This window comes from Burkholderia sp. JPY481 (assembly GCF_038900515.1).
GTDB lineage: Bacteria > Pseudomonadota > Gammaproteobacteria > Burkholderiales > Burkholderiaceae > Paraburkholderia > Paraburkholderia youngii.
On sequence record NZ_JAYMRT010000032.1, the window covers coordinates 1 to 20702 of the forward strand.

Below are 20702 nucleotides of genomic sequence, written 5' to 3' on the forward strand. Positions count from 1 at the left end.
GTTCCAGTACCATTCGCACAGCCCGCTCACGAACTTCCGGCGAGTACCTCGGGGACTTCTTCTTCGTGTTTTCCATAGCTCCATTTTCTCAAGAAGTGGAGTCTCCGGAAAACCCGGGGCGCTTCAGTTAGTCATATTGTCCATACTCGCTCTTCTTTGCGTCCTAGCGGCTGAATTCACGGTTGCAAATCGCAACTGCAATCACGCGGCGCATAAGAGTGAGGGCGAAGCGCCGAAAACGAGCGAACCCACATTACAAGCGCCAGCGCCTGCTGTCGAGAGCTACGGCAAATTGAAATCGACGGTCGCCGTCAACAACAGCGCGGCAAGCCCGCTGACCGAGAGTGCTCTATCCAGAGACCTCTGGCGCGCAGGACCATTTAATGCCATGTTGCAAACACCGGGCCCAGCGAGGCACCACGGATGGCGGAGACGATCGGTGCATTCATTCCTGAGGGCAATGAGAAGGAGGCTGCCATTGTCGATTTGCCCCAGCGTCCACTGGGGCTCGATGTCTCAAAGTGGTCGGGCAGAGGCAAGTCAGGAGCGGAGGCGGTGTTCGCAGTCGCTCCTCGTATCGATTTCGCATTTGCACGTGTCGCCTACGGCAAGTGGCCCGATCCGGAGTTCCTCGAGAATTGGAAAATCATGAAGAAGCAGGGCGTCTACCGAGGCGCATATCTTTTTTCCGTCCAGACCAAGACCCTATCGAACAAGTTGATGTCGCGGTCGGCACTATAGGGGCACCGGCGATGCGCGACCTCTGCCTTACGATAGATATCGAACGCGCGGGTTTTCCGCTGCACGCCTCCGTTCCGGACATTGCGACGGCCGATCGCATTTTTGCGGTGGCACTCCAGCGGGTACAAGAAACCATGAAATGCATTCCCATCATCTACACCGACTGGGAGACTGGCCACGAGTATCTTAGCGCCCCCGAATTCGGCCGGTTTCCCTTATGGATTGCCGACTGGACCAACGCAAGCTCGCCGAAGTTGCCCCCGGCATGGTCGGATTTCACATTCTGGCAGCGATCAGATCACTTCCACAACAGTCCCGTGCCGGCTGACTTCGATATTTTTAACGGCTCCATCGCGGAATTGCAGCGACTGGTCCGCTTGCCCATCCCGCAGCCGGCATCTAGCTTACTTCCATACGGTGTGAGGAAGCCCGGGCGCCCGAGATACTGAGTCCAACGCAAGCTGCCACTGACAGTTGCATGCCGTCGGGTCGAAGTGCCGAGCAAATCCGAGCAACATCTAGGAGGCTGTTGGAAATGCCTCCTCCCAGCCTCGTCATAACGGCGGAGTCAACGTTGGAACAATAGTCTGACAAGCTTGGACATAAATACGTCAGGTAGACGGCTATATCGATCGATGTTCACAATGTTCCGGCTAGATGACGTCTTTCCAACCAATCACGCATGTGACAAATCGGACTGCGACTGAACGAAGCGCTCGAATCGATCAGAGCGTCTTGCATTCGATTCGCAGCAAACGCACTCTGATCGAGACAATCTACCACAACGTTTTGCCACATCGGTCGCATTGCTAGCCGCATCTGCCGGCACCCGAAGGGTTGTCGCAGACAGGGACGGCCGTCAGGTTTGTGGAGGCTCATCGAGATTGCCGACGCCAATCAAATCGATCTTGTGTGTAGTCGCCTTCGAGACTTCCAACACCTCGCAACCTGCCTGACCAACCTCGTATTCCCACTCCTCTATGATCCCAGCCAGTTCGCGGCATGCAGATTTCAGGCTTGAAAAGTCATTCCGCCATTTGCGAGCCAGCGTTTAAGACTGGATGTACTGCACCAATTCATGTCGGAATAGACCCAGATCGCCCGACCTACTGCCTCAGGATCGGGCAATTCCCAAAGCCGATCGGCATCCTCAAGGATCCGAATGGTTCGGTGCACGTCACAGCGTTGAAATTATAGTTCTCGAAGGTCAAATTGACGTGGACGTCAAGATGAGGAGCCTTCGTCAGTTTGACATTTCGCAAATAAATGGTCCCCGAGATGGGACGAAAATTATTGCCTTTTAGCCAAGTTTGATCCATTGAGAACTCGCCGACATAAACAAATATAAGCTCGATTGGGGGGACCATAAAAACCGTTGTCGTTGTCGCTCAAACCGGAAGAATTTGGCCGAATCACCATCTGTCGCAAATCGTCTTCAGTCGATGTGCTTCGATGAGGCCGGATCACGCGTTTAGGCAGAAACGCGCATTTGGCAGGCGCCGTCGGCACCGTGCGCGAGATGTCAATCTCAGCTGCACCCGAAACGAGGGATTTTGTGATGTTGCTGACGAGCACGTGTCTAACCGCGTCCGCCGACAGGCCACCACCAGATCGTCAGGCCCGGCCCGTTGCGCCGATCTGCGAAAATATGAACTCCTAGGCGACCGCACGAGAGAACGTCCAAGCCTACCCCGATTCCGGCGACATTGTCAAGGAAGGGAAAGAGGATGGCTCGCGATTATCGAGCGACTCTATTTCCGGTTAGAGGTAAGCACCGTACGAGTCCTGATCCATTCCGCGGTTCGCACTGGTATCAAAACGGCCCGTCTCTCTCACACATGAATGTTGCTGCGAGCTAACGCTGCAGGGCGCGCGGACTTCACGAGGCAATACAATGACGCAGGGGCAAGTCCGACAATCACTCTTGATCACCGGCGATTCATCCCAACATCCGTCTCGAACTGAATCTGTGGATTTTCCAAACATGCCCAACAACAAAAATCACCAGTCATTGCTGACACCATCGGCTGCAGCGCATTGCAAAGCACTCTTACTCCCTATGCCACGAAAACAGGCGTCTGATCTGGTGCTGCGAGCACGCATCGCACTTGAGCGTCTACGCAATGGCGAGCGGGACCGTCCTCTGATCAACGTAGCCTTGCAGGTCACAATTATCACGAGCTTTATCACTCGGGCAGGACATGGGAAGCTTGACATCGAATTCCTTGAAAACGTTAAGCGTGGCCTCGAAGATATCATCGTCGAGGCTGACAACAGCGGAAGGTGGAGCGTTCCCCGAGAGTTAATCGATGACCTCACTGCGGTGATCAACGAGTACGATCGCCAGATCTGCGTCACCCGCATGGAGATCATAGTGCGCGCGAGTAACTACCTGGACAAGCTTTGCTCGGACAGTGATCTACGCCCACTCCGCGGGGGTGACCGTCAGGCCGTACGGTAATCAATCGCACGTCTACCGCAAATGATGAGTCGCGGAATTAGTCGAATATCCACGCGGATGACACTGGCGATAGCCAGACTTCACCGCTGGCGATGAGCGGGAGCGCACAAATATCTAGAAATCGTCAACCGTTAATAAGGTTCTTACAGACATGGCCCGTTAGGCTGCTTTCAGCAAAATACACACCCAAGCTACCTTGAAGTCACTGTTTCAAGAACCTCGCTCGGTCGATAAATCATGGAAACGTGCATCGGTTGTTAAGGAAGCTCTGCAGAAGTCGTTTTCGTAGCGGCGATTTTCCACACGCATCGCAGTCTGAACGGCGACGACATTCCTTGTGCGGAGATCGCCCGGTACAGTCACCAGTCGGAGGCTGTACCGGTGAAACATATGCCCGCACCGGCTCCATCTTAAGCGTTTCGCAAAGCTCTGCGCGCCATCCACAAATTGCTCAAAGCGAACAACGTGGTGATCTGGGCAGTGTTTTTCATCAAACCGCGATAGCGGGTCTTCGCATAGCCGAACTGCCGCTTGATGACGCGAAACGGGTGCTCAACCTTGGCACGGATACCGGCCTTGAGCCGCTCGATCTGATCGTATATCGCGTCCAGAGGATTACTCTGGTCCAGTAGTCTGCGCTTGCCCGGTCTCATCGCAACATGCCAACGAGCTGCGTCGGCCTTACAATGCTTTTCGCTTCCCTGATACCCGGCGTCAGCGTAGACATCCGTCTCCTTGCCGTGCAGCAACGCCTGGGCAACGGTGGTGTCGTGCACATTGGCCGCCGTTCCAATGACTGTATGAACCAGTCCGGAGTCTGCGTCGACGCCGATGTGCGATTTCATTCCGAAATACCAGTTGCCGCCTTTCTGCGTCGAGTGCATTTCCGGATCCCGGGTGCCGGAACCGTTCTTTGTCGAACTGGGCGCGGCAATCAGGGTAGCGTCGACTGCGGATCCAGCCTTTAGCATCAAGCCCTTCTCCGTCAGGATCTCATTGACCAGTGAGCATTTGCGCGGCCAGCCCATGTGTTTCAAGCAGATGGCGGAACCGGAGAATCGTGCTTTCATCCGGCAAACGCACCATGCCGCCGTCGAGACCCGCGAACTCGCGATACAGCGGCACGTCGTACAGCGCCTCTTCCATTGCAGGGTCCGACAGACCGAACCACTGCTGCATAAAATGAATTTGCAGCATCGTCGCGATCGGGAAAGGCGGCCGTCCGGTTTTGCCTGCCGGATAGTGCGGCTCGATCAGCGCAATCAGCTTCGACCAAGGCACGACACGCCGCATCTCATCGAGAAATTCCCGCTTGCGCGTGCGCTTGGTTGACAGATCCAGGTGAAGACCCAACTGCGACATTACTCTTCTCCTCAACTAATTCGCGATGCTTCCAGGATAGCTGAACGGGGCGTCAATGCCAGGACTTTTGCAGACCTTCCTTAACCTGATCGTTGTTTCGACGGCGAAAAGGCAATGGCCAGACCCATACTGGCCGACGATCTCGGTGTTTGTCAACGTAGTTGTCATGTCACTTTACGCGCACTGCTTTAACTCGGCCGGGGGCATGCGCTCTGGATTGAGCCAGACTTCGTCCTTCAATTCCCAATTGCGGGGCGAGCCAGACCAACGCTGCGGGTTGCGGGCCTTGGCCTGCGCGTAGACGGCTTCCCGCTGTGCCAACACTGTGGCGGCAACGCCGCTATGACGCTGCGCCGGCGTGACGAATTTCAGGCCGCTGTGTTTGTGCCCGTGGTTGTACCAACGCACAAACTGCTGCGTCCAGGCACGTGCCTCGTCGAGGCTCGCGAACGCCTTGCGCGGATAGGCGCTCTCGCCAAGGCGCTTCCTTCGGGGAGCAACGCCGGCGGCACCGAAACGACGGGGACGAATGCAGATGACGTTCTCGTGGGTGATGCGGCCTTGCACGGACCCAGAAGGTCGATGGCCACGCCATCGATCACTTCTGCCGCAGGCGCCGTCTCGTGATGCTCAGCAACAGGCTCCTGTGGTGCAGGCGAGATGCCTTTCTCCCGCTCCAGCAGGTATTTTGTGATCGATTTACGTAGCAGATTGGCATTGATCCCGTGTTCCTGAGCCATGCGCGCGACGGAAACGCCGGGTTGCAGCGCGGCCTCGACCACCGTGCGCTGGACATCACGGCTCTGCCGTACGACTCTTAACTCTGAGTCTTTGTCAGCCATAGGTGTCCACCTCGAAATGGACTGACCCCCAGAAGTTGGACACTTCTGCAGGGAGTCTTGTGGGCAAGTATTCGGAAGAGACGAAGCTCGCGGTCGTCAAGAATTATTGTTCGGGAACGGCCGGGCTCAAAGTCGTTGCTCGCCGCCATGATGTGGATGTTACGTCGCTACGCAAATGGGTGGCAGGCTATCGTTCGCATGGTGCTGCAGGCGTCAGGGAAAAGGCGCGGGCCACCTATAGCTTAAAATTCAAGCTGTCTGTGTTGCGACGCATGCGTGACGAGGGCCTTTCCTATCGGCAGGCCGCCGCGCTATTCGCAACTTCAATATTATCGCTACGTGGGAGCGCAACTACGATCAGGGCGGACTGGAGGCCTTGTCACCACACGCTTCCTCACGCCGCAAGAAGATGACAAAGCATCAGACCACAGAATCTCCGAGATCATCAAAGGGTGACGCTAGGCGCACTCGCGACGAATTGATAAAGGAACTGGACAACCTCCGCATGGAGAACGCCTATCTAAAAAAGCTCAATGCCTTGGTTCAAACGACCGCGGAGCAAGCGCAGCGCAAAAAGCACAAATCGTGATCGAGCTAAGGCACCAATACCCTCTTGCCGGTCTGCTCAAGCTAGCAGGCTTGGCGCGCAGCACTTTCTATTATCAACAGAAGGCGCTGCAGGCGGCCGACAAGTATGCTGACCTCAAGGCCCGGATCAAGACAATCTTCGACAGGCATAAAGGGCGATATGGCTACCGCCGCATCACCGCTACGATTCGGCAAGAGGGCCTCGCCGTCAACCACAAGACGATCCAGCGTCTCATGGGTGATCTGCGACTGAAGTCCTGCGTGCGGATCAAGAAATATCGCGCCTATAAGGGCGAAGTGGGAAAAATTGCGCCAAATGTTCTCGAACGCAAGTTCGACGCAGAATCGCCGAACCAGAAGTGGGCACAGACGTGACCGAATTCAACGTTCGTGGGGAGAAGCTCTATCTCTCCCCAGTGCTTGACCTTTACAATGGTGAGATCGTTGCGTACCAGATGGCCCGGCGTCCTTTGCTTGACGTGGTAGGCACTATGCTAAAAAAGGCATTTGGTCGGCTCAAGCAGAGCGACAAGCCAATCTTACATTCCGACCAGGGCTGGCAATATCAGATGGCGGTGTACCGTCGCCTTCTTGAGAACCGTTCGATCACACAAAGCATGTCACGCAAGGGCAACTGCTATGACAATGCCGCCATGGAGAGCTTCTTCGGCACCCTCAAAGCGGAGTTCTTTTATCTCAACAAATTTGATAATCTTGACGAGCTGGAGGTCGGCATAAAGGACTATATCCGGTACTACAACCATGACCGTATCAAGCTAAAACTGCAGGGCATGAGCCCCGTAAAATATCGGACTCAATTCGGTCCAGGCGTAGCCATCTAACCGTCCAACTTCTGGGGGGCAGTCCAAAAATAGGTGGACACGATCGTCGCTTTCGTCGCCCGCATGATCAAGGTGACATCGCCGGGTGCTTGCAATACAAGGGTTTAGCAGCGTCAGATCAGTTTTCTTTGCCGGTGCCTACGAGGTCACAGCCCGCCTAAAACAGATTTCTTTCCTCTAAGAGCCGCTAACACACGTCATCAACGAAGCGCGAGCAGGTAACGGCAGCAGCCAAGGAAAGCAAAGCACTATGAATGTCGAGACGCCGTTCGAAACGAATGCGCAGTTTGCCGAAACCGGCAAACTCGGCATGCGTGCTCGACCACCCAGCGATGCCGCCCGGGCCGCTCCTTGCTTTCCACGCCGCGACGGGCAATACGGGCCGTGATTCCGCGCTGCTTCAGGTAACGCCGAGAGCGGGCAAAGTCATAGCCCTTGTCCGCATGCAACTTGCCCCGGCGTTTGCGGGGCTGGCCATTCAGACCCGAGACTGCCGGAATGGCATCGAGCGTGGGCTCGAATGCCATCGAGTCGTGTCGGTTGGCGCCCGTGACCTGATGGCCAGTGGAATGCCGAGCGCGTCTGCCACGATGTGCCGTTTCGACCCGAGCTTTCCCCGGTCTGTCGGGTTGGGGCCGGTTTCCTGGCCCCCCGGGGGCTGGCAACACTGGCAGCATCGAGGCTCGCCCGTTCCCAATCAATCTGGTCGTGTTCACGCAACCGGCGAAGCATTGCCAGAAGCAGTTGCTCCCACACGCCTGCGGCCTGCCAGTCTCGTAGCCGTCGCCAGCATGTCATGCCGCTGCCGAAACCCAGTTCCTGCGGCAGGTCTTCCCATGGGATGCCTGTTTGCAGGACATACAGGATGCCGCTCAGTGCTGCGCGGTCGTCAACTGTGCGCCGACGGCCGCCTTTGGGTGACGGCGTAAATGCCGGAATCAACAGTTCCAGCGCCGCCCACAGTTCATTGCTGATTTTTCTTCTGGACATGCGCCCAGGATACGAAACCCATGGCTTGACGTCCAGGTTGTGTTAGCCGCTTTAAAACGACAGCACAGGTTTCTTTGCTTCGGAACAGGTTTCTTTTGCAAAGAACCAGGAGAGGACTCTGATTTTATGCTTAGCTGGCTGATTTAAGAGAATATTTTCTGATTCGCCGCCATTAATGTACTCATTGACGTACTCGTTTGCTGCTGCCTATATAAAACACGTCGCTTTGTCGCCCGAATGCAACGCTACTTTGGCGGCTATGCCCTACGCCATGATGGCGCGTAGCCGCCTATGGGGATTGACCGGAGCACGCCGGGCGGGTTCAAACCAGATCGACCTCCTCATATACCAGCTTGTCCGGTCAGTCCCACCCGGCTTCCCGTCCCGCCGTCCTCGCGCACACACGTAAAGCCGGGAACCGATGCCGCTTGACAGACGAATTTTGTCATGCTCGCATACCGGGTATACTAGGTACATCGAATCGTAATACTCCGTTTGCGGCCGATGACCACAAAACGTTTATGCGAGCGTTTAATGAGTGATACGGCGTTACTTCTTGGGGAATTCGTCGCTGGGCTGACTTCGGCGGACATATGCGAGAGCGCTCTGCGGCGCGCGGCGCACTCAATCCTGGATACGTTGGCTTCTGCCGCCGGAGGCTTCCCGACAAAGAATGCCTCCGAGATGCGGGAGGCAGCGTTCGCAGCCTTCGGCCGTGGTGTTGACAATGTGTGGTTTGCGAACACAACGGTACACAGAGCTGCTGCACTCCTTTCCAACTGTGCGGCAGCAAGTGCTCTCGACATTGACGACGGTCACCGGCGAGCGAGTGGTCACCCTGGCGCGGCAATAGTGCCCGCTGTAATCGCGGCTTGCAGCGCGAGCGGACAGTCGGCAACCGCGCACAAGCTTCTGGGCGCGTGCGTGATCGGCTACGACATTGCATGCCGGATAGCGGCAGCGAGGCCCCGCGGTTCCGTCAAAACATATTCGTCAGGACGATGGGTGGGATACGGCGTAGCAGCAGCACTCGGTTGGCTCGAGAGCCTTTCCCCGGTGCAGATCGCGAACGCGATAGCGATCGCGGGAGCTGAGTCACCTGAGAACCTTCCTGCGGGTAGTTATCGACGTATGAGCAGTGTGAAAGGAAGTAGCCCGTGGTCAGTTGTGACCGCGCTTGTCGCGGTGGCGAGAGCGAAGGCTGGAGCGGATGGCCCCTTGGACTGCCTCGATCGACCGGACGTTTTTTCTTCCGCGGCCATTATCGAAAATTTGGGGGGGCGATGGGAGGTGGAGCATATCTATCTCAAGCCGTATGCGTCGTGCCGCTACGCGCACGCTGCGACTGACGCAATGCTCGCACTCGCCAACGACATCCCGATTGCAGTAGCGAACGCGGAAGAGATCATAGTCGATGTGTTCCCAGAGGCGCTCTCCATCACAAATGAGGTAGCACCGCCAACGCGGGAGGGCGCTCAGTTTAGCATTTCGTTCAACGTCGCAGTAGCCGCCTCGCGCGGGGCCGCGGCATTGCGCCCACTTGAGCGGTCTTTGCTCGATGACGAAGAAGTATTGAGCGTTGCGAAGAAAGTAAAGTTGCGGGTCGCAGCCGAGTTCGAGCGCGCTTTCCCGGAACTTACACCCTCGCGAGTCGGCGTAAAAGTGCACGGCGTTTTGTACACGCGCGAGGTCCGGTTGCCGGTCGGCGACGTAGAGAACCCGATGACATGGGTGCAAACGGAAGACAAATTTTGGGATCTGGTCCGAGGCCAGCCTGCCGAGATACAACGGCGAAGCGACAGGATCATCGCGGCATGCTCAGATATCGCCGCAGATTTTGATTTGCCTGCAAGGCATCTCATCGTGGAATTGGGATAGTCGAGAAAAGAGGATAGGGGAGACGATGTTGCGTTGCGACACATTAAGCGAGTTGAGAGACCTGTTGGAGAAGCAAGGCATAGCGGTTGAAGATAGCGAACTTGAGGCATTGTGGGAAGGGCTACCGCACGCCTGGCGTCTTTGTGAGCGCCTTAGCGCATTTGGGCAACAGGAAACAGTTGAGTACTCACATCTTTTCTCGGTGCTAGGCGTCAATCTGACTGCGGATAGGTCTCTCAATGCAAATTCCAACTATTTCTGAAGCGTCGGATCTGATTCGCAGGCGCAAGCTATCGCCGGTTGAACTAGTCGACCGATGTCTGTCGAGGATTGAGTCTGTCGACCCGTGCCTGGACGCATTCATTACGGTAACGGCAGAACGAGCGCGCGAGGAAGCGACAGCCGCCGAGCGCCGGATGATGAAAGGTGAGTTGCGTGGGAAGTTGGACGGGATTCCTATCGCCCACAAAGATATCGTCCTAACCAAAGGCGTCCAAACGAGCGCACACTCAAAATTGCTTAAGGGTTGGATACCCGAAGTGGACGCGTGCGTCGTGCGCTCGCTTGCGGACGCAGGAGCGATCTCGTTGGGAAAACTCGCGACGCACGAGTTTGCATTGGGAGGCCCGTCATTTGATCTCCCTTGGCCACCTGCCCGGAACCCGTGGGATACGCGGCGATTCACGTCTGGCTCATCGAGCGGCACGGCGGCCGCTGTCGCGGCAGGACTGATTTTGGGAGGTACAGGCACTGATACGGCGGGATCCATCAGGGCGCCTGCCGCACTATGCGGAGTGGTGGGGTTGAAGCCGACGTATGGCCTATGTAGCAAACGAGGAATCTTGCCGCTGGCGCCCTCTTTGGATCATGTCGGCACCATCGCCTGGAACGCCGAAGATTGCGGGTTGCTTCTTCAGGAAATGGTCAGGCATGACCGTGCCGATCCGGGGAGTGTAGAGCTGGCCCCTCCCGATCTCATGTCACGCGCTGAAGACAACGTGCGAGGGATTCGTATCGGTGTCGCGTCGGACTGGCACGAAGCTGAAAATCCGGTGACGCCGTCTGTCAAAGAGGGTTTGGATCGAGCAATTTCGGTGTGGACGGCGCTGGGCGCACACGCCGATCAACTGAAAATGCCGCGTCTTGAAGACTATCAGGCAACGAGCTTTGTGATCATGACCGCAGAGGCTCACTCCATCCACCAGAAGACGTTGCGCTCTAGTCCAGCAGAATTTGGAGAGCAACTAAGACTGCGACTGTTGCTTGGAGCCACCCTCACCGCGGCCGATTACGTGAACGCGGTCCGCGAACGGCGACGGTTATGTATTGCGACTGCCGCTGCGGCAGCCGGCGTGGACGTGATTGTTACTGCCGGCGCTTCCAATGAAGCTCCGTTCATGGCCGATGTGTCCCGTTGGGGCGGTCTGGCAAAGCCCGGGTTCTACGACCCGTTCAACGTTACGGGTTGGCCAAGCATCGTTATATGTTCTGGATTTGGGATAGGAAACATGCCAGTGTCAGTTCAGATAGCGGCGAAGCCGTTTATGGAAGGCAAGCTCATCCAATTAGCTTCTGCCTTCGAAAAGGCTACGACCTTTCGTGACATCCGTCCTAGCGTCGCTAACAAACGTGAAGCCGTCGAAAGCTGATTATTTCCTCCCTCGGGCACCATCCTGCAATGAACCCACAAACCAATCCGATCATGGACGCAAGGCTGTACATTATTCGTAATCCTCATCTACAGGGCTTTAGAAGCCTCGACGGAAAGTCATCTTATGCAATCGGAGACTGGTTTGAGGGCGACCCGGCCTCAAGGCGGGAAGGGTGCCCAACTTCTCTTGCGGCAACATACAACCAGCTTCCGGCATCGCTTCCTGCGATAGTGGGGCCGATGTTAACGTACGGCGATTGGCTGCCATACAAAAGTTTTCCCAGTCTAGGAGAAGGAGGAACGCCGCTCGTCTCGCTGTCAAACCTGGCGAAAGTGCTTGATGTCGGATCCGTTTTGCTAAAGCGGGAAGCTGCCAACCCGACGGGAAGCCATAAAGACAGGATGACACCGCTCGTCGTCGCGCGGGCGATCGACGTTGGCGCACGGGGATTGATATGCGCAAGTTCCGGTAATGCCGCTGTTTCGCTCGCCGCGTATTCGGCGGCGGCCGGGGTGCCGTGCGTGGTTATAACGACCCCATCGATCACCGACGCTTACCGGTATTTTCTGGACAGGGCTGGCGCCGAAATCATCGCTGTTTCCAGCCCGCGGGAACGATGGGACCTGATGGCCAAGATGGTGGCCGATGGCTGGTTTCCGGTGACTAACTATGCGATTCCGGCAGTTGGAAGTAATCCGTGGGGTGTTCAGGGATACAAAACTGTTGCATATGAACTCTGGCAACAGGCCGGACCGCTGGATGCCATTGTCGTGCCTTGCAGTCGAGGTGATCTTCTCTGGGGAATTGCTGAGGGGTACAGCGACCTGCAGCGCAGTGGTCTCGTTACGCGAAGTCCAGTGCTGTATGCGGTAGAGCCTTTTCCCCGGCTCTCGCTCGTTCTGACTGGCAAGGCCAGCGTTACTTCCGAATTCGCTGGGACTACGCGCCAGTTTTCCCTCGGTGGTGACACTGTGACCGATCAGGCAGTCAGGGCACTCAGAAACGGTCGGGGAATCGCCGTCTGCGTAAGCGACCCGGCTGCTATAGATGCCCAGAAGTTGGCCGCTCGCCACGGCGTCGACCTGGAGCTCGGATCCGCGGCAACGTTATCGGCGGTAACGACGCTCCGCGAAAAGGGGTTATTGGATGAGGAATCAACGCTTGCTGTTCTTGGCACCGCAGCTTCTCCACGCGAGCCAGCCGCGACGCTTCCTCGGCTGCAAGTTCATTCCCGCGACGAAGGACGGCAACCGTTCGCGCGATAGTAGTCGGAGCAGGCATGTCAGCGCGCTTGTAAGATTTTTTGCGGAGCGGCAGGCAGCCATCGAAGGCGCCTGCACTGATACATGCGATCGCGCGGGCACCGGAACTGGATTGCCGGAAGTCTCACGTAACGCCTCGGCGGTTACAAGGTTGGGATGCCAACGGTCGAGGTGCCATAAGGCTCGCCGAGATAGACATCCTCGGTAGAGGACAGGACATGGTGCCGCAGTTCGATGGCTTCCGTCTGATCTTTCACTGCAGGGGAGAGAACCATGGACAACTATGACGGCATCGCTACTGAAACGCCCGTATCGCCGAACATCCGGCAGATAGAGGCGTTCAGGATGGTGATGATTACCGGTACAGTGACAGCGGCGGCAGAGAGGTTGTGTACCTCGCAACCAGCTGTCAGTCGCCTCTTGTCCCTGCTTGAGTATCGAACAGGGTTGAAACTTTTCACGCGGAGCAAGCAGAGACTTCAACCCACGGCAGAAGCAGCCGAGTATTTCAGAGAAGTACAACGCGCGTACATAGGTCTGGAAAAGCTCCAACGGGCCGCGTGGAACATAAAGCACTCCGCCACCGGTGAACTGCGCATTGCAAGCATCCCCGTCGTTGGACTAACACTGTTGCCGCGAGCTATCGCACGATTTCGCGCATCGCACCCGGACGTGGCTATCACTCTGCAGACACGAAGCTCCGCGACAGTGCTGGACTGGATTGCGGCGGGAAAGTGCGACCTGGGGTTCGCGACTACAAGCCCTGACCAGCCCGATCTGCACGTCGTTCAATATGCGTCGATGCCCGGCGTTTGCATCATGCCGGCGGACCACCGCCTCGCGACGAAAGACATCATCCGTCCCAGAGATCTGGACGGAGAGGAATTCGTTTCGCTGGATTCAACTGACGCCAATCGTGTGGCCCTCGATCGCATGTTCGAGACACTAAATGTCAGGCGCCGGACGACCCTGGAAGTCCCATACGCAGTTGCCATTGTCGCGATGGTAGCGCAAGGGTTGGGCGTATCAGTAGTCAGCCCACTGGCCGTCCTTGATCGACAGAGTTCGATCGTCGTCAAGCCGTTTGTACCAACGATTCGATTCGGATTTTCTCTGGTACACCGACGCAATTTCCAACCGTCTCTTTCGAGCTTGACCTTCCTGGACTGCGTGAAAGCCGAGTTGACACAGGTTGAAGGCGCGAAAGAGATCCGGAGCGAGGCCACGCTCCTGCCAAACGGAGCTTAGTCGACTTCTGCCTTAGCGTGCGCTATGTGTCCAGGGTTTCGCCGGACGCCAGCTTCTCCGCGCTCGACGTCGGGGCCAGATAGGGAGCTCAGACGCGCCTTGTTCGCGCCCATCGAGCATGGTCGAAAAGTGTGTTCTGTGGGCGGCGAACGTTGTATGGAAAGGACTACTACACGATGGTGCGGCGAGATCATGCACTGATGTTATGAAGTTGCTAGGTTTTTATATTGGACCATAGTTTTTGGCTACTCGAATCTTCGGTCTGTGCGTGTCCATAGCTCTTCGCCGGAACGCATCAATTGGACGAAGTTAAGGGCGGCCAGACGAGCATACGTGTGGATTGACGATGCTCAATCACAAAAAAGGAAGGTTTGGAGACTCGATGATGAAAAAGACCATGATGTTTGGCGCCGCGGCAGCACTCTTTGCGGGCGCAGCCCACGCTCAAAGCTCCGTAACGCTGTATGGCATTCTTGATGTGGGCATCACCTTCGTGAACAACGCAACGGGTGCTCGGCAATATCTCATGACAAGCGGTAACTTGCAGGGCAGCCGTTGGGGGCTGAAAGGCGCGGAAGATCTTGGTGGGGGCCTGCAGGCTATCTTCGTCACGGAAGGTGGTTTCAGCGTCACCAATGGGCGCCTGGCGCAGGGAGGTGATCTCTTTGGCCGGCAAGTGTATGTCGGGCTGTCTTCAAATCAGTACGGGACGCTAACGCTCGGCCGTCAGTATGAGTCAGTGCTGGATCAGACATGCCGCTTCGCTGTCGCATGCCAGTGGTTTCCCTACTTTGGTGCGCATCCCGGTGACCTCGATAACATGATCGGGGGTAACCGTGTCAATAACGCGATCAAGTACAAGACTGTTGATTACGGTGGTCTTTCCGGCGAGGCGCTCTACAGCCTGGGAGGAAATGCGGGTCAGTTTCACCGGAACCAGATCTGGTCGCTTGGGGGTAGCTATCACCGGGGACCGTTTGATTTCGGCGTCGCGTACCTCAACGTGGACAGTCCGAACTATTCGTTCTTTGGCAATATGGCGACTTCGAATACGTCGGCATCCAACATGACCGGAAACCGTATCTACTCCGGCTACGCATCGGCGAAAACCCAGCAGGTGTTTGCTGCAGGCGCGTCGTACGTCCTTGGAGCCTCGACGTTCGGACTTACGTATAGCAACACGCAATTCAAGGATCTTGGTGCACTGTCAAATCTGGGCGGGACTCAATTCAATGGCGGTTCGGCAAAATTCCACAACGTCGAAGCGAACTACAAATACCAGTTTACGCCTTCTCTCCTTGTTGGCGTCGCCTATGACTATACAAAGGGATACGGCGTGAACGATGCCACGTATCAGCAGGCCATGCTCGGCATAGACTATTTCCTCTCGAAACGCACCGACCTCTACGCCTCCGCCATTTACCAGCATGCGAGTGGGACTGATTCGACTGGCGGGAAAGCCGTGGCAAACATCACGTCTCTGTCGGCATCTTCGACTTCGAACCAGACGGCTGTGGTCGTCGGAATCCGCCACAAATTCTAGGAAAAGCCGGCGGTCAATGCTCGCAAGAGGTACACAGCCCAGCGGCAAGCGACCGGCGGAGGACTTCCCCGGGCGAACGGCGCTCCTACTAGTTGGCGCTGTACAAGCCGGGGAGACACGACGGACGAGATCTGAGCTCAGGTCTTTCCCTAGTGCCTCCAACCTGATATACCTAGTATGATTTAAACAATCGCAGCGTCACCGCACCGCTGTTGGACTCTGCGTCTCAGTGAGATTTGGCATGCGTCCCCTTTCCACCTTCGCGGTTATTGGTCTGGTTCTGGCATTCCTTTTTCCGTCGGCATCGACCAAAGCGCAGTCGGCACCGCCGCGGCGTCTATCGGAAGACGGAATCGTGGTCGCGATTCATAACCAGGCCCCATGGGGATATGTTGACAAGGGTGGCGCAGTCGTCGGGTTTTATCCGGATCTGATTCGGGCCGTTTTCGGCCCCGAACTGATGAAGAAAGTCCATTTCAAGGTGGTGGACTGGCCCGCGCTAATCCCAAGTCTCGCTCATAGGGTGGATATTGTGGCCTCCGGTACGGCAATAACCCCGCAGCGCTGCAAGCAGGTCGCGTTCAGCAGCCCGGATGTCACGATCGGTGACGGGGTATTGGTACAAGCGGGCAATCTGCTGCGCATCCATAGCTACGCAGATATTGCAGCAAACCAGGCGATCAGAATGGGTGGAGGACGCGGAAGTTCAAATACGGAGAATGCGTTTAAAGCAGGCGTTCCAAAGGGCAGGATGCAGCTATTCGATGTCGAGACCGGCATCGAGGCTTTGAAGTCTGGCCGCATAGATGCGTTCACCGTATCGACTGCGACTGCGACTGCGACTGCGATTGCAGTGTTGGCTGGTTCCAATGACAAAGGAATAGAGCGCGCGCTTCCGTTCACTGGATATATGGAGGCCGGCCGCGCCGTTGTGAGCTACGCAGCTGTGGCTTTTCGACTCGAAGATCACGACTTACGTGATTTTTATGAAGCGGGTTGGAGAAAGCGACAGCTGGATGGCACGGTTACAAAAATCGGCAGCAGGTATGGCTTTTCCGCAGCGGAAATGCCTCCGTCGAGTTTAACAGTGGATGATATCTGCTCCGGAAACGCTGGGGAGAGGCGGTAATGAGTTTTTTGATGGTCTTTCTCGGAATTGTCAAAGGTTTCGAAATTACAGCTATCGTCACCTTTGTCGGCTTAATGTACGCAATCCCATTTGCTCTGCTATTTGGTGTTCTGCAGACTTTCTCGCGTGGTGCGTGGCACAGGGCCGTCACTGCAGTTATCGAATTCTGGCGGAGTTCGCCAGCAATCATACTTTTATACGCATTTTATTATTCGCTTCCGGCGTTTGGTATCAACCTCTCGGCCATCACGGTTGGAGGGATGGTGCTGGGGCTGAACATTGGGGGCTACGGAAGTCAATCGGTTAGGGCTGCGTTGCAGTCCCTCGAGCGGGGTCAGGCAGAGGCGGGTATGGCGCTCGGCATGAATCGATTGAGTGTCCTGTGGTTTGTTGAATTCCCTCAGGCGATTACTTCGACTATTCCCAATTTTATAAATCTAACGATACAACTTATTAAGGGAACAGCACTCGTCTCGCTCATCACGTTGACCGACATGACCTATCGCGCGAAGGAGATATCGCAGATTCAGTACAACCCCGTCATGGTCTACACCGCGCTGGTGCTGGCGTACTGCATCGTGTGTTATCCCGTGACTATACTTGGTCGGCGGCTTGAGCGGACTCTCGGAAAAAAGAGGCAGGCAATCAATGAACTTTGATCTCGCATTTGCGATTCATATCATCCCTCGAGTTCTCGATGGCATTGGCAATACCCTTCTTACGGCAATCATCAGCTGTGTTGGGGCGTCCGTGCTTGGCTTCTTGTGGGAGATGCTTCGACGGTCTTCCAAGGTCATGCGCCACGTTACGTCGATTGCTATCGATCTCGTTCGGTGCACGCCGGTTCTCGTCCAGTTGTATTTCATGTTCTTTGTCCTCCCCTATTACGGGATTGAACTGCCTGCGATGGTCGTCGGCGTTCTGGGACTGAGCCTCTACTTCTCCGGTTATCTCTCTGAAGTCTTCAAGTCCGGGATCGATGCCATCCCTAAAGGACAGGTCGAAGCGGCGAAGTCTCTTCAGTTGAGCCGCATCGACACGATAGCCTTCGTTGTTGCACCACAAATGCTGCGCAACATCGCTGCGCCGATGGGCAGCTACTTCGTATCAATTCTGAAAACAACGCCGACGCTGGCCGTTCTGGCAGTTCCGGAAATGTTGGGTAGCGCATTCGATGTCGCATCAGAGACATACCGCTATGCCGAGCCGATGCTGGTGGCAGGAATCGCGTTCCTTGGGCTGGCGTTGCTTGTGACTGCGCTAGTGCACAGGCTTGAGAAGCGGCTGTTCCTTTCGAGCCGGCGCTAACAACCATCTAGGGGACATGATGCAAACACTTAGGAAGATTGAATTCGAAACGGCTCCGACTAACGAAGCCACAGGTCGACCTGCAATCCAGATTTCTGGCCTGAGTAAGTGGTACGGGAAATTCCAAGTTTTGAGAGATGTAAATCTGACCGTGACCACGGGCGAGCGCATCGTCATTTGTGGGCCGTCCGGTTCGGGTAAGTCAACACTGATCCGCTGCATCAACCAGCTTGAGAATCACCAGGTCGGTCAGTTGATTGTCGACGGAGCGGAGATCGGAGCCAAGGGCAGAAGCCTGACGGCAATCCGGCAAGATATCGGCATGGTGTTTCAACAGTTCAATCTGTTTCCCCACCTTACCGTACTTGGCAACTGCATGCTTGCACCAGTGCGCACAAAGAAGTACTCCAAGCATCAAGCGAGGGAAGTTGCGCTTCGCCATCTGGACAAAGTCCGTATTGCAGACCAGGCGAACAAGTATCCGTCGCAATTGTCAGGTGGACAGCAGCAGCGAGTAGCGATCGCTCGAGCGCTGTGCATGGAGCCCAAGATCATGTTGTTCGACGAGCCGACTTCCGCTCTCGATCCTGAGATGGTAAATGAAGTGCTTGAGGTAATGACAACGCTTGCCCGCGACGGTATGACGATGCTATGTGTAACACATGAGATGGGGTTCGCCCGGAGAGTGGCGGACCGGGTGATCTTCATGGACAAGGGCGAGATTGTCGAAGACGCAACGCCACAAAAATTCTTCGACAACCCAGACAACGAGCGTAGCCGACGGTTCCTCTCGCAGATCCTCCACTGAGCGGGAGCTGTCGCCCAGAGGTTATGCAGGCATTAAGGATATAGGGTTAATTGCGATGGCTATGGCCACAGAGAAAACAGCGAGCCCAAAGGGCATGACTTCGTCAAGCTCCTCGCTTCACGAGAGCGTCAGAGCTGAGATCAGCAAACGGATCGAAAACGGCTTTTATAAGCCTGGCGACGCCATTGCGTCCACTGCTCAGATGAGCGAGGAGTTCGGCGTTAGTGCGATCACGGTCAAGCGCGCTGTACGCGATCTTCAGTCGGCAGGCGTGCTCGAATCTGTGCCGGGAAAAGGCACGTTTGTCAAGGAGAAGAGACGTTTCATCCGGGAGCTGGACGTCTGGATGTCCTCGATGGACAACGCGCGCCGACTTGGCTTTGAACCACGCATGGAGCTTGTCTCGATCACGAAGGAGAGGATCGCAGATCCCACCCTTGCACTCTTTGGACCTCCCGACAACGTCTATCTGTGCGTGAGGAAGATCATCTATGCCGACGGGCAACCCATCATGTACGACGCCGCATACGTTCCAACGTCGGTGCCAGATGAAATCGTCGACGAGTTCGGAGAACACTTCATTGTCACCGCCCTGAACAGGCATGACGTAGCGGTAAAAGACATGTCCTTGGTCATCGATGCTGCTCCTGCATCGTCGGGCGCACAAAAGATCTTCGCTATCCCGAACACATATCCTATGTTGCGTCGCCTGTATCACATAAGTACGGAGACGCCAGGAATCGATGTATTCGGAGTTGTCGAGTCACCCTTTGATCGGCTTGCATGTTCGATCAACCTGTCCAAGGAAGCGATTTCTCGAATGGAGAAAAAATGATGACGGAAGCTACCCATGATACTGCCACTAAAGTTGGCATGGCGTTGCGGCCTGCCCCCGATGTGCCGTTAGCCGAACTGGAAGGGCGGCTCAGCCGTGTCCGTCGCGAGATGGAGCGCAGTCAGTTAGACGCGATCGTGCTAACAGACATCAAAAACGTCCAGTATGTTACGGACTTCTTCACGCTCTCGTGGATGTACAAGGCAAGGCCGGTGTTCGCATTGCTGACAGCGGACGATCTAATCGTGATAGGCAGCAAGACAGAACAGAAGAACGTCAGCTACAAGCCCCGTACGTTCAAAGCCGTCTACTACCATGGATATCTGAGTGAGGGTGTAGCTGCTCTGTCGGAAACCATTCAGGCGCATTTCAGCGGACGGACGGTTCGCCTTGGAATTGACTACGGTCAGGACATGACCGGCCTTGGCTCGCTTGAAATGATCGCCACGTTGAGCGGTTTGAGCGCGGGAGGGAAAGTAACCGATGCAACGCCCGAGTTGTGGAAGGTGCGGCTGATCAAATCGGACTTCGAAGCGAATCTGAAGAAGACGGCCTTCGCCATTGTGAATGACGCTTTCGATCGAACAATTGCCGACGCTTATCTTGGCATGACGGAAATTGAGCTATATCGTCGGATGCAGGCGCAGATGTTTCTGAACGGTGCCGAAAGGGCCGACCCGATAGCCATGCTTTTCGCGAAGGGCGATTTCGTCTATAGCCGGCCGCCGAGCGAGCGGAGATTAGAAGAAGGTCACTATATTTGGACAGACTTTCGAGCGACCTACGGAGGTTACCCGGCTGACAGAAACCGCACCGCTCGCGGCGGTCAGCCGTCGGACTGGGAGATAAAGACGTACTCGGCTGTCCGCGAACTGACCCATACACTGTGCCGCTCTGTAAAGGCTGGTATGACGTGCTCAGACGTCTACGCTAACTTTGCCCGTATGTGGAAGGAACTGGATGTGGGACAGGTGTACACGGCTGTAACCCGGATTGGCCATGGCGGCGGCTTCGACGTGACCGAACCTCCTTCGCTGTCAGCGACAGATACAACGGTGATCGAGCCGGGAATGATTTTCCACATCGAACCGAAGCTGGAGCGCGACGGAGCTGTTTTCCAGTTCGAAGAGGTAGTTTATGTCCGCGAAAGCGGGATCGAGTTTCTCAGCGATCTGTCACCCGCGGCCATTCCTGTCATCAGCTAATCAAGTCA

General features: G+C 55.9%; 16 protein-coding genes and 3 pseudogenes. 15 read left to right on the forward strand and 4 right to left on the reverse strand.

Annotated elements, in window-relative coordinates:
* The first annotated feature begins 423 nt into the window (after nucleotides 1-423).
* From VSR82_RS36220 to VSR82_RS36230, 3 genes are all read left to right on the forward strand, one after another.
* The gene (locus VSR82_RS36220) at nucleotides 424-741 is read left to right on the forward strand and encodes a hypothetical protein (RefSeq protein ID WP_410853133.1); all 318 of its coding nucleotides are present in this window, start codon (nucleotides 424-426) and stop codon (nucleotides 739-741) included.
* Nucleotides 639-1190 (forward strand): GH25 family lysozyme, encoded by a 552-nt coding sequence (locus tag VSR82_RS36225; protein WP_410853128.1) that lies wholly within the window; start codon nucleotides 639-641, stop codon nucleotides 1188-1190. Before VSR82_RS36220 ends, VSR82_RS36225 begins: the two co-directional genes overlap by 103 nt.
* Nucleotides 1191-2725: 1535 nt before the next feature.
* Nucleotides 2726-3202: a hypothetical protein gene (locus VSR82_RS36230; RefSeq protein ID WP_227717801.1), complete on the forward strand. Its 477-nt coding sequence runs from the start codon at nucleotides 2726-2728 to the stop codon at nucleotides 3200-3202.
* A gap of 410 nt (nucleotides 3203-3612) precedes the next feature.
* On the opposite strand, the gene VSR82_RS36235 is transcribed toward VSR82_RS36230, so the two are convergent.
* The 3 genes and pseudogenes from VSR82_RS36235 to VSR82_RS36245 all read right to left on the reverse strand — a co-directional run bounded on the left by VSR82_RS36235 (nucleotide 3613) and on the right by VSR82_RS36245 (nucleotide 5406).
* Nucleotides 3613-4564, reverse strand: a protein-coding gene (locus VSR82_RS36235; RefSeq protein WP_498858575.1) for an IS5 family transposase whose coding sequence is annotated in 2 segments (ribosomal slippage) — nucleotides 3613-4207 and nucleotides 4206-4564 — 954 coding nt in all. Because the reading frame shifts where the segments join, the coding sequence is not laid out codon by codon here.
* A 174-nt stretch (nucleotides 4565-4738) separates the two neighbouring features.
* A pseudogene (locus tag VSR82_RS36240) lies at nucleotides 4739-5029 on the reverse strand (integrase core domain-containing protein); the annotation flags it as partial.
* A complete protein-coding gene (locus VSR82_RS36245) occupies nucleotides 4933-5406 on the reverse strand; it encodes a transposase (protein ID WP_410853017.1) in 474 nt (157 codons plus the stop codon). The gene VSR82_RS36245 and the pseudogene VSR82_RS36240, both read right to left, overlap by 97 nt.
* Nucleotides 5407-5465: 59 nt before the next feature.
* Between VSR82_RS36245 and VSR82_RS36250 the strand changes: the two are divergent.
* A pseudogene (locus VSR82_RS36250) lies at nucleotides 5466-6836 on the forward strand (IS3 family transposase).
* Between the two features lie 187 nt (nucleotides 6837-7023).
* Here VSR82_RS36250 and VSR82_RS36255 read toward each other — a convergent pair.
* Nucleotides 7024-7826, reverse strand: a pseudogene (locus VSR82_RS36255) (IS5 family transposase).
* Between the two features lie 534 nt (nucleotides 7827-8360).
* On the opposite strand from VSR82_RS36255, the gene VSR82_RS36260 reads away from it, so the two are divergent.
* From VSR82_RS36260 to VSR82_RS36310, 11 genes are all read left to right on the forward strand, one after another.
* A complete protein-coding gene (locus VSR82_RS36260) occupies nucleotides 8361-9704 on the forward strand; it encodes an MmgE/PrpD family protein (protein WP_498858592.1) in 1344 nt (447 codons plus the stop codon).
* Between the two features lie 239 nt (nucleotides 9705-9943).
* Entirely contained in the window at nucleotides 9944-11353 is a 1410-nt protein-coding gene (locus tag VSR82_RS36265; protein WP_498858576.1) for an amidase, read from the forward strand.
* 29 nt (nucleotides 11354-11382) lie between these two features.
* Nucleotides 11383-12621 (forward strand): pyridoxal-phosphate dependent enzyme, encoded by a 1239-nt coding sequence (locus tag VSR82_RS36270; RefSeq protein WP_498858577.1) that lies wholly within the window; start codon nucleotides 11383-11385, stop codon nucleotides 12619-12621.
* A 270-nt stretch (nucleotides 12622-12891) separates the two neighbouring features.
* Nucleotides 12892-13866, forward strand: coding sequence for a LysR substrate-binding domain-containing protein (locus VSR82_RS36275; RefSeq protein ID WP_498858578.1), 975 nt, complete (start codon nucleotides 12892-12894; stop codon nucleotides 13864-13866).
* A gap of 385 nt (nucleotides 13867-14251) precedes the next feature.
* A complete protein-coding gene (locus VSR82_RS36280) occupies nucleotides 14252-15409 on the forward strand; it encodes a porin (RefSeq protein WP_498858579.1) in 1158 nt (385 codons plus the stop codon).
* Nucleotides 15410-15650: 241 nt separating this feature from the next.
* Nucleotides 15651-16538 carry a transporter substrate-binding domain-containing protein gene (locus tag VSR82_RS36285; RefSeq protein WP_498858580.1) on the forward strand — a complete coding sequence of 296 codons (888 nt, stop codon included), beginning with the start codon at nucleotides 15651-15653 and terminating at the stop codon, nucleotides 16536-16538.
* Nucleotides 16538-17197: an amino acid ABC transporter permease gene (locus tag VSR82_RS36290; protein ID WP_498858581.1), complete on the forward strand. Its 660-nt coding sequence runs from the start codon at nucleotides 16538-16540 to the stop codon at nucleotides 17195-17197. Before VSR82_RS36285 ends, VSR82_RS36290 begins: the two co-directional genes overlap by 1 nt.
* Nucleotides 17187-17846, forward strand: coding sequence for an amino acid ABC transporter permease (locus tag VSR82_RS36295; protein ID WP_498858582.1), 660 nt, complete (start codon nucleotides 17187-17189; stop codon nucleotides 17844-17846). Before VSR82_RS36290 ends, VSR82_RS36295 begins: the two co-directional genes overlap by 11 nt.
* Nucleotides 17847-17865: 19 nt before the next feature.
* Nucleotides 17866-18654: an amino acid ABC transporter ATP-binding protein gene (locus VSR82_RS36300; RefSeq protein ID WP_429464203.1), complete on the forward strand. Its 789-nt coding sequence runs from the start codon at nucleotides 17866-17868 to the stop codon at nucleotides 18652-18654.
* Between the two features lie 61 nt (nucleotides 18655-18715).
* The gene (locus VSR82_RS36305) at nucleotides 18716-19489 is read left to right on the forward strand and encodes a GntR family transcriptional regulator (RefSeq protein ID WP_498858583.1); all 774 of its coding nucleotides are present in this window, start codon (nucleotides 18716-18718) and stop codon (nucleotides 19487-19489) included.
* Entirely contained in the window at nucleotides 19486-20694 is a 1209-nt protein-coding gene (locus VSR82_RS36310) for a M24 family metallopeptidase (protein WP_498858584.1), read from the forward strand. Before VSR82_RS36305 ends, VSR82_RS36310 begins: the two co-directional genes overlap by 4 nt.
* Nucleotides 20695-20702: the final 8 nt, after the last annotated feature.

Bases quoted from the DNA above. Each gene is read 5' to 3' on its own strand.
- VSR82_RS36220 (WP_410853133.1), top strand. From the start codon at position 424: ATGGCGGAGACGATCGGTGCATTCATTCCTGAGGGCAATGAGAAGGAG.
- VSR82_RS36230 (WP_227717801.1), top strand. From the start codon at position 2,726: ATGCCCAACAACAAAAATCACCAGTCATTGCTGACACCATCGGCTGCA.
- VSR82_RS36245 (WP_410853017.1), bottom strand. From the start codon at position 5,406: ATGGCTGACAAAGACTCAGAGTTAAGAGTCGTACGGCAGAGCCGTGAT.
- VSR82_RS36260 (WP_498858592.1), top strand. From the start codon at position 8,361: ATGAGTGATACGGCGTTACTTCTTGGGGAATTCGTCGCTGGGCTGACT.
- VSR82_RS36265 (WP_498858576.1), top strand. From the start codon at position 9,944: ATGCAAATTCCAACTATTTCTGAAGCGTCGGATCTGATTCGCAGGCGC.
- VSR82_RS36270 (WP_498858577.1), top strand. From the start codon at position 11,383: ATGAACCCACAAACCAATCCGATCATGGACGCAAGGCTGTACATTATT.
- VSR82_RS36275 (WP_498858578.1), top strand. From the start codon at position 12,892: ATGGACAACTATGACGGCATCGCTACTGAAACGCCCGTATCGCCGAAC.
- VSR82_RS36280 (WP_498858579.1), top strand. From the start codon at position 14,252: ATGAAAAAGACCATGATGTTTGGCGCCGCGGCAGCACTCTTTGCGGGC.
- VSR82_RS36285 (WP_498858580.1), top strand. From the start codon at position 15,651: ATGCGTCCCCTTTCCACCTTCGCGGTTATTGGTCTGGTTCTGGCATTC.
- VSR82_RS36290 (WP_498858581.1), top strand. From the start codon at position 16,538: ATGAGTTTTTTGATGGTCTTTCTCGGAATTGTCAAAGGTTTCGAAATT.
- VSR82_RS36295 (WP_498858582.1), top strand. From the start codon at position 17,187: ATGAACTTTGATCTCGCATTTGCGATTCATATCATCCCTCGAGTTCTC.
- VSR82_RS36300 (WP_429464203.1), top strand. From the start codon at position 17,866: ATGCAAACACTTAGGAAGATTGAATTCGAAACGGCTCCGACTAACGAA.
- VSR82_RS36305 (WP_498858583.1), top strand. From the start codon at position 18,716: ATGGCCACAGAGAAAACAGCGAGCCCAAAGGGCATGACTTCGTCAAGC.
- VSR82_RS36310 (WP_498858584.1), top strand. From the start codon at position 19,486: ATGATGACGGAAGCTACCCATGATACTGCCACTAAAGTTGGCATGGCG.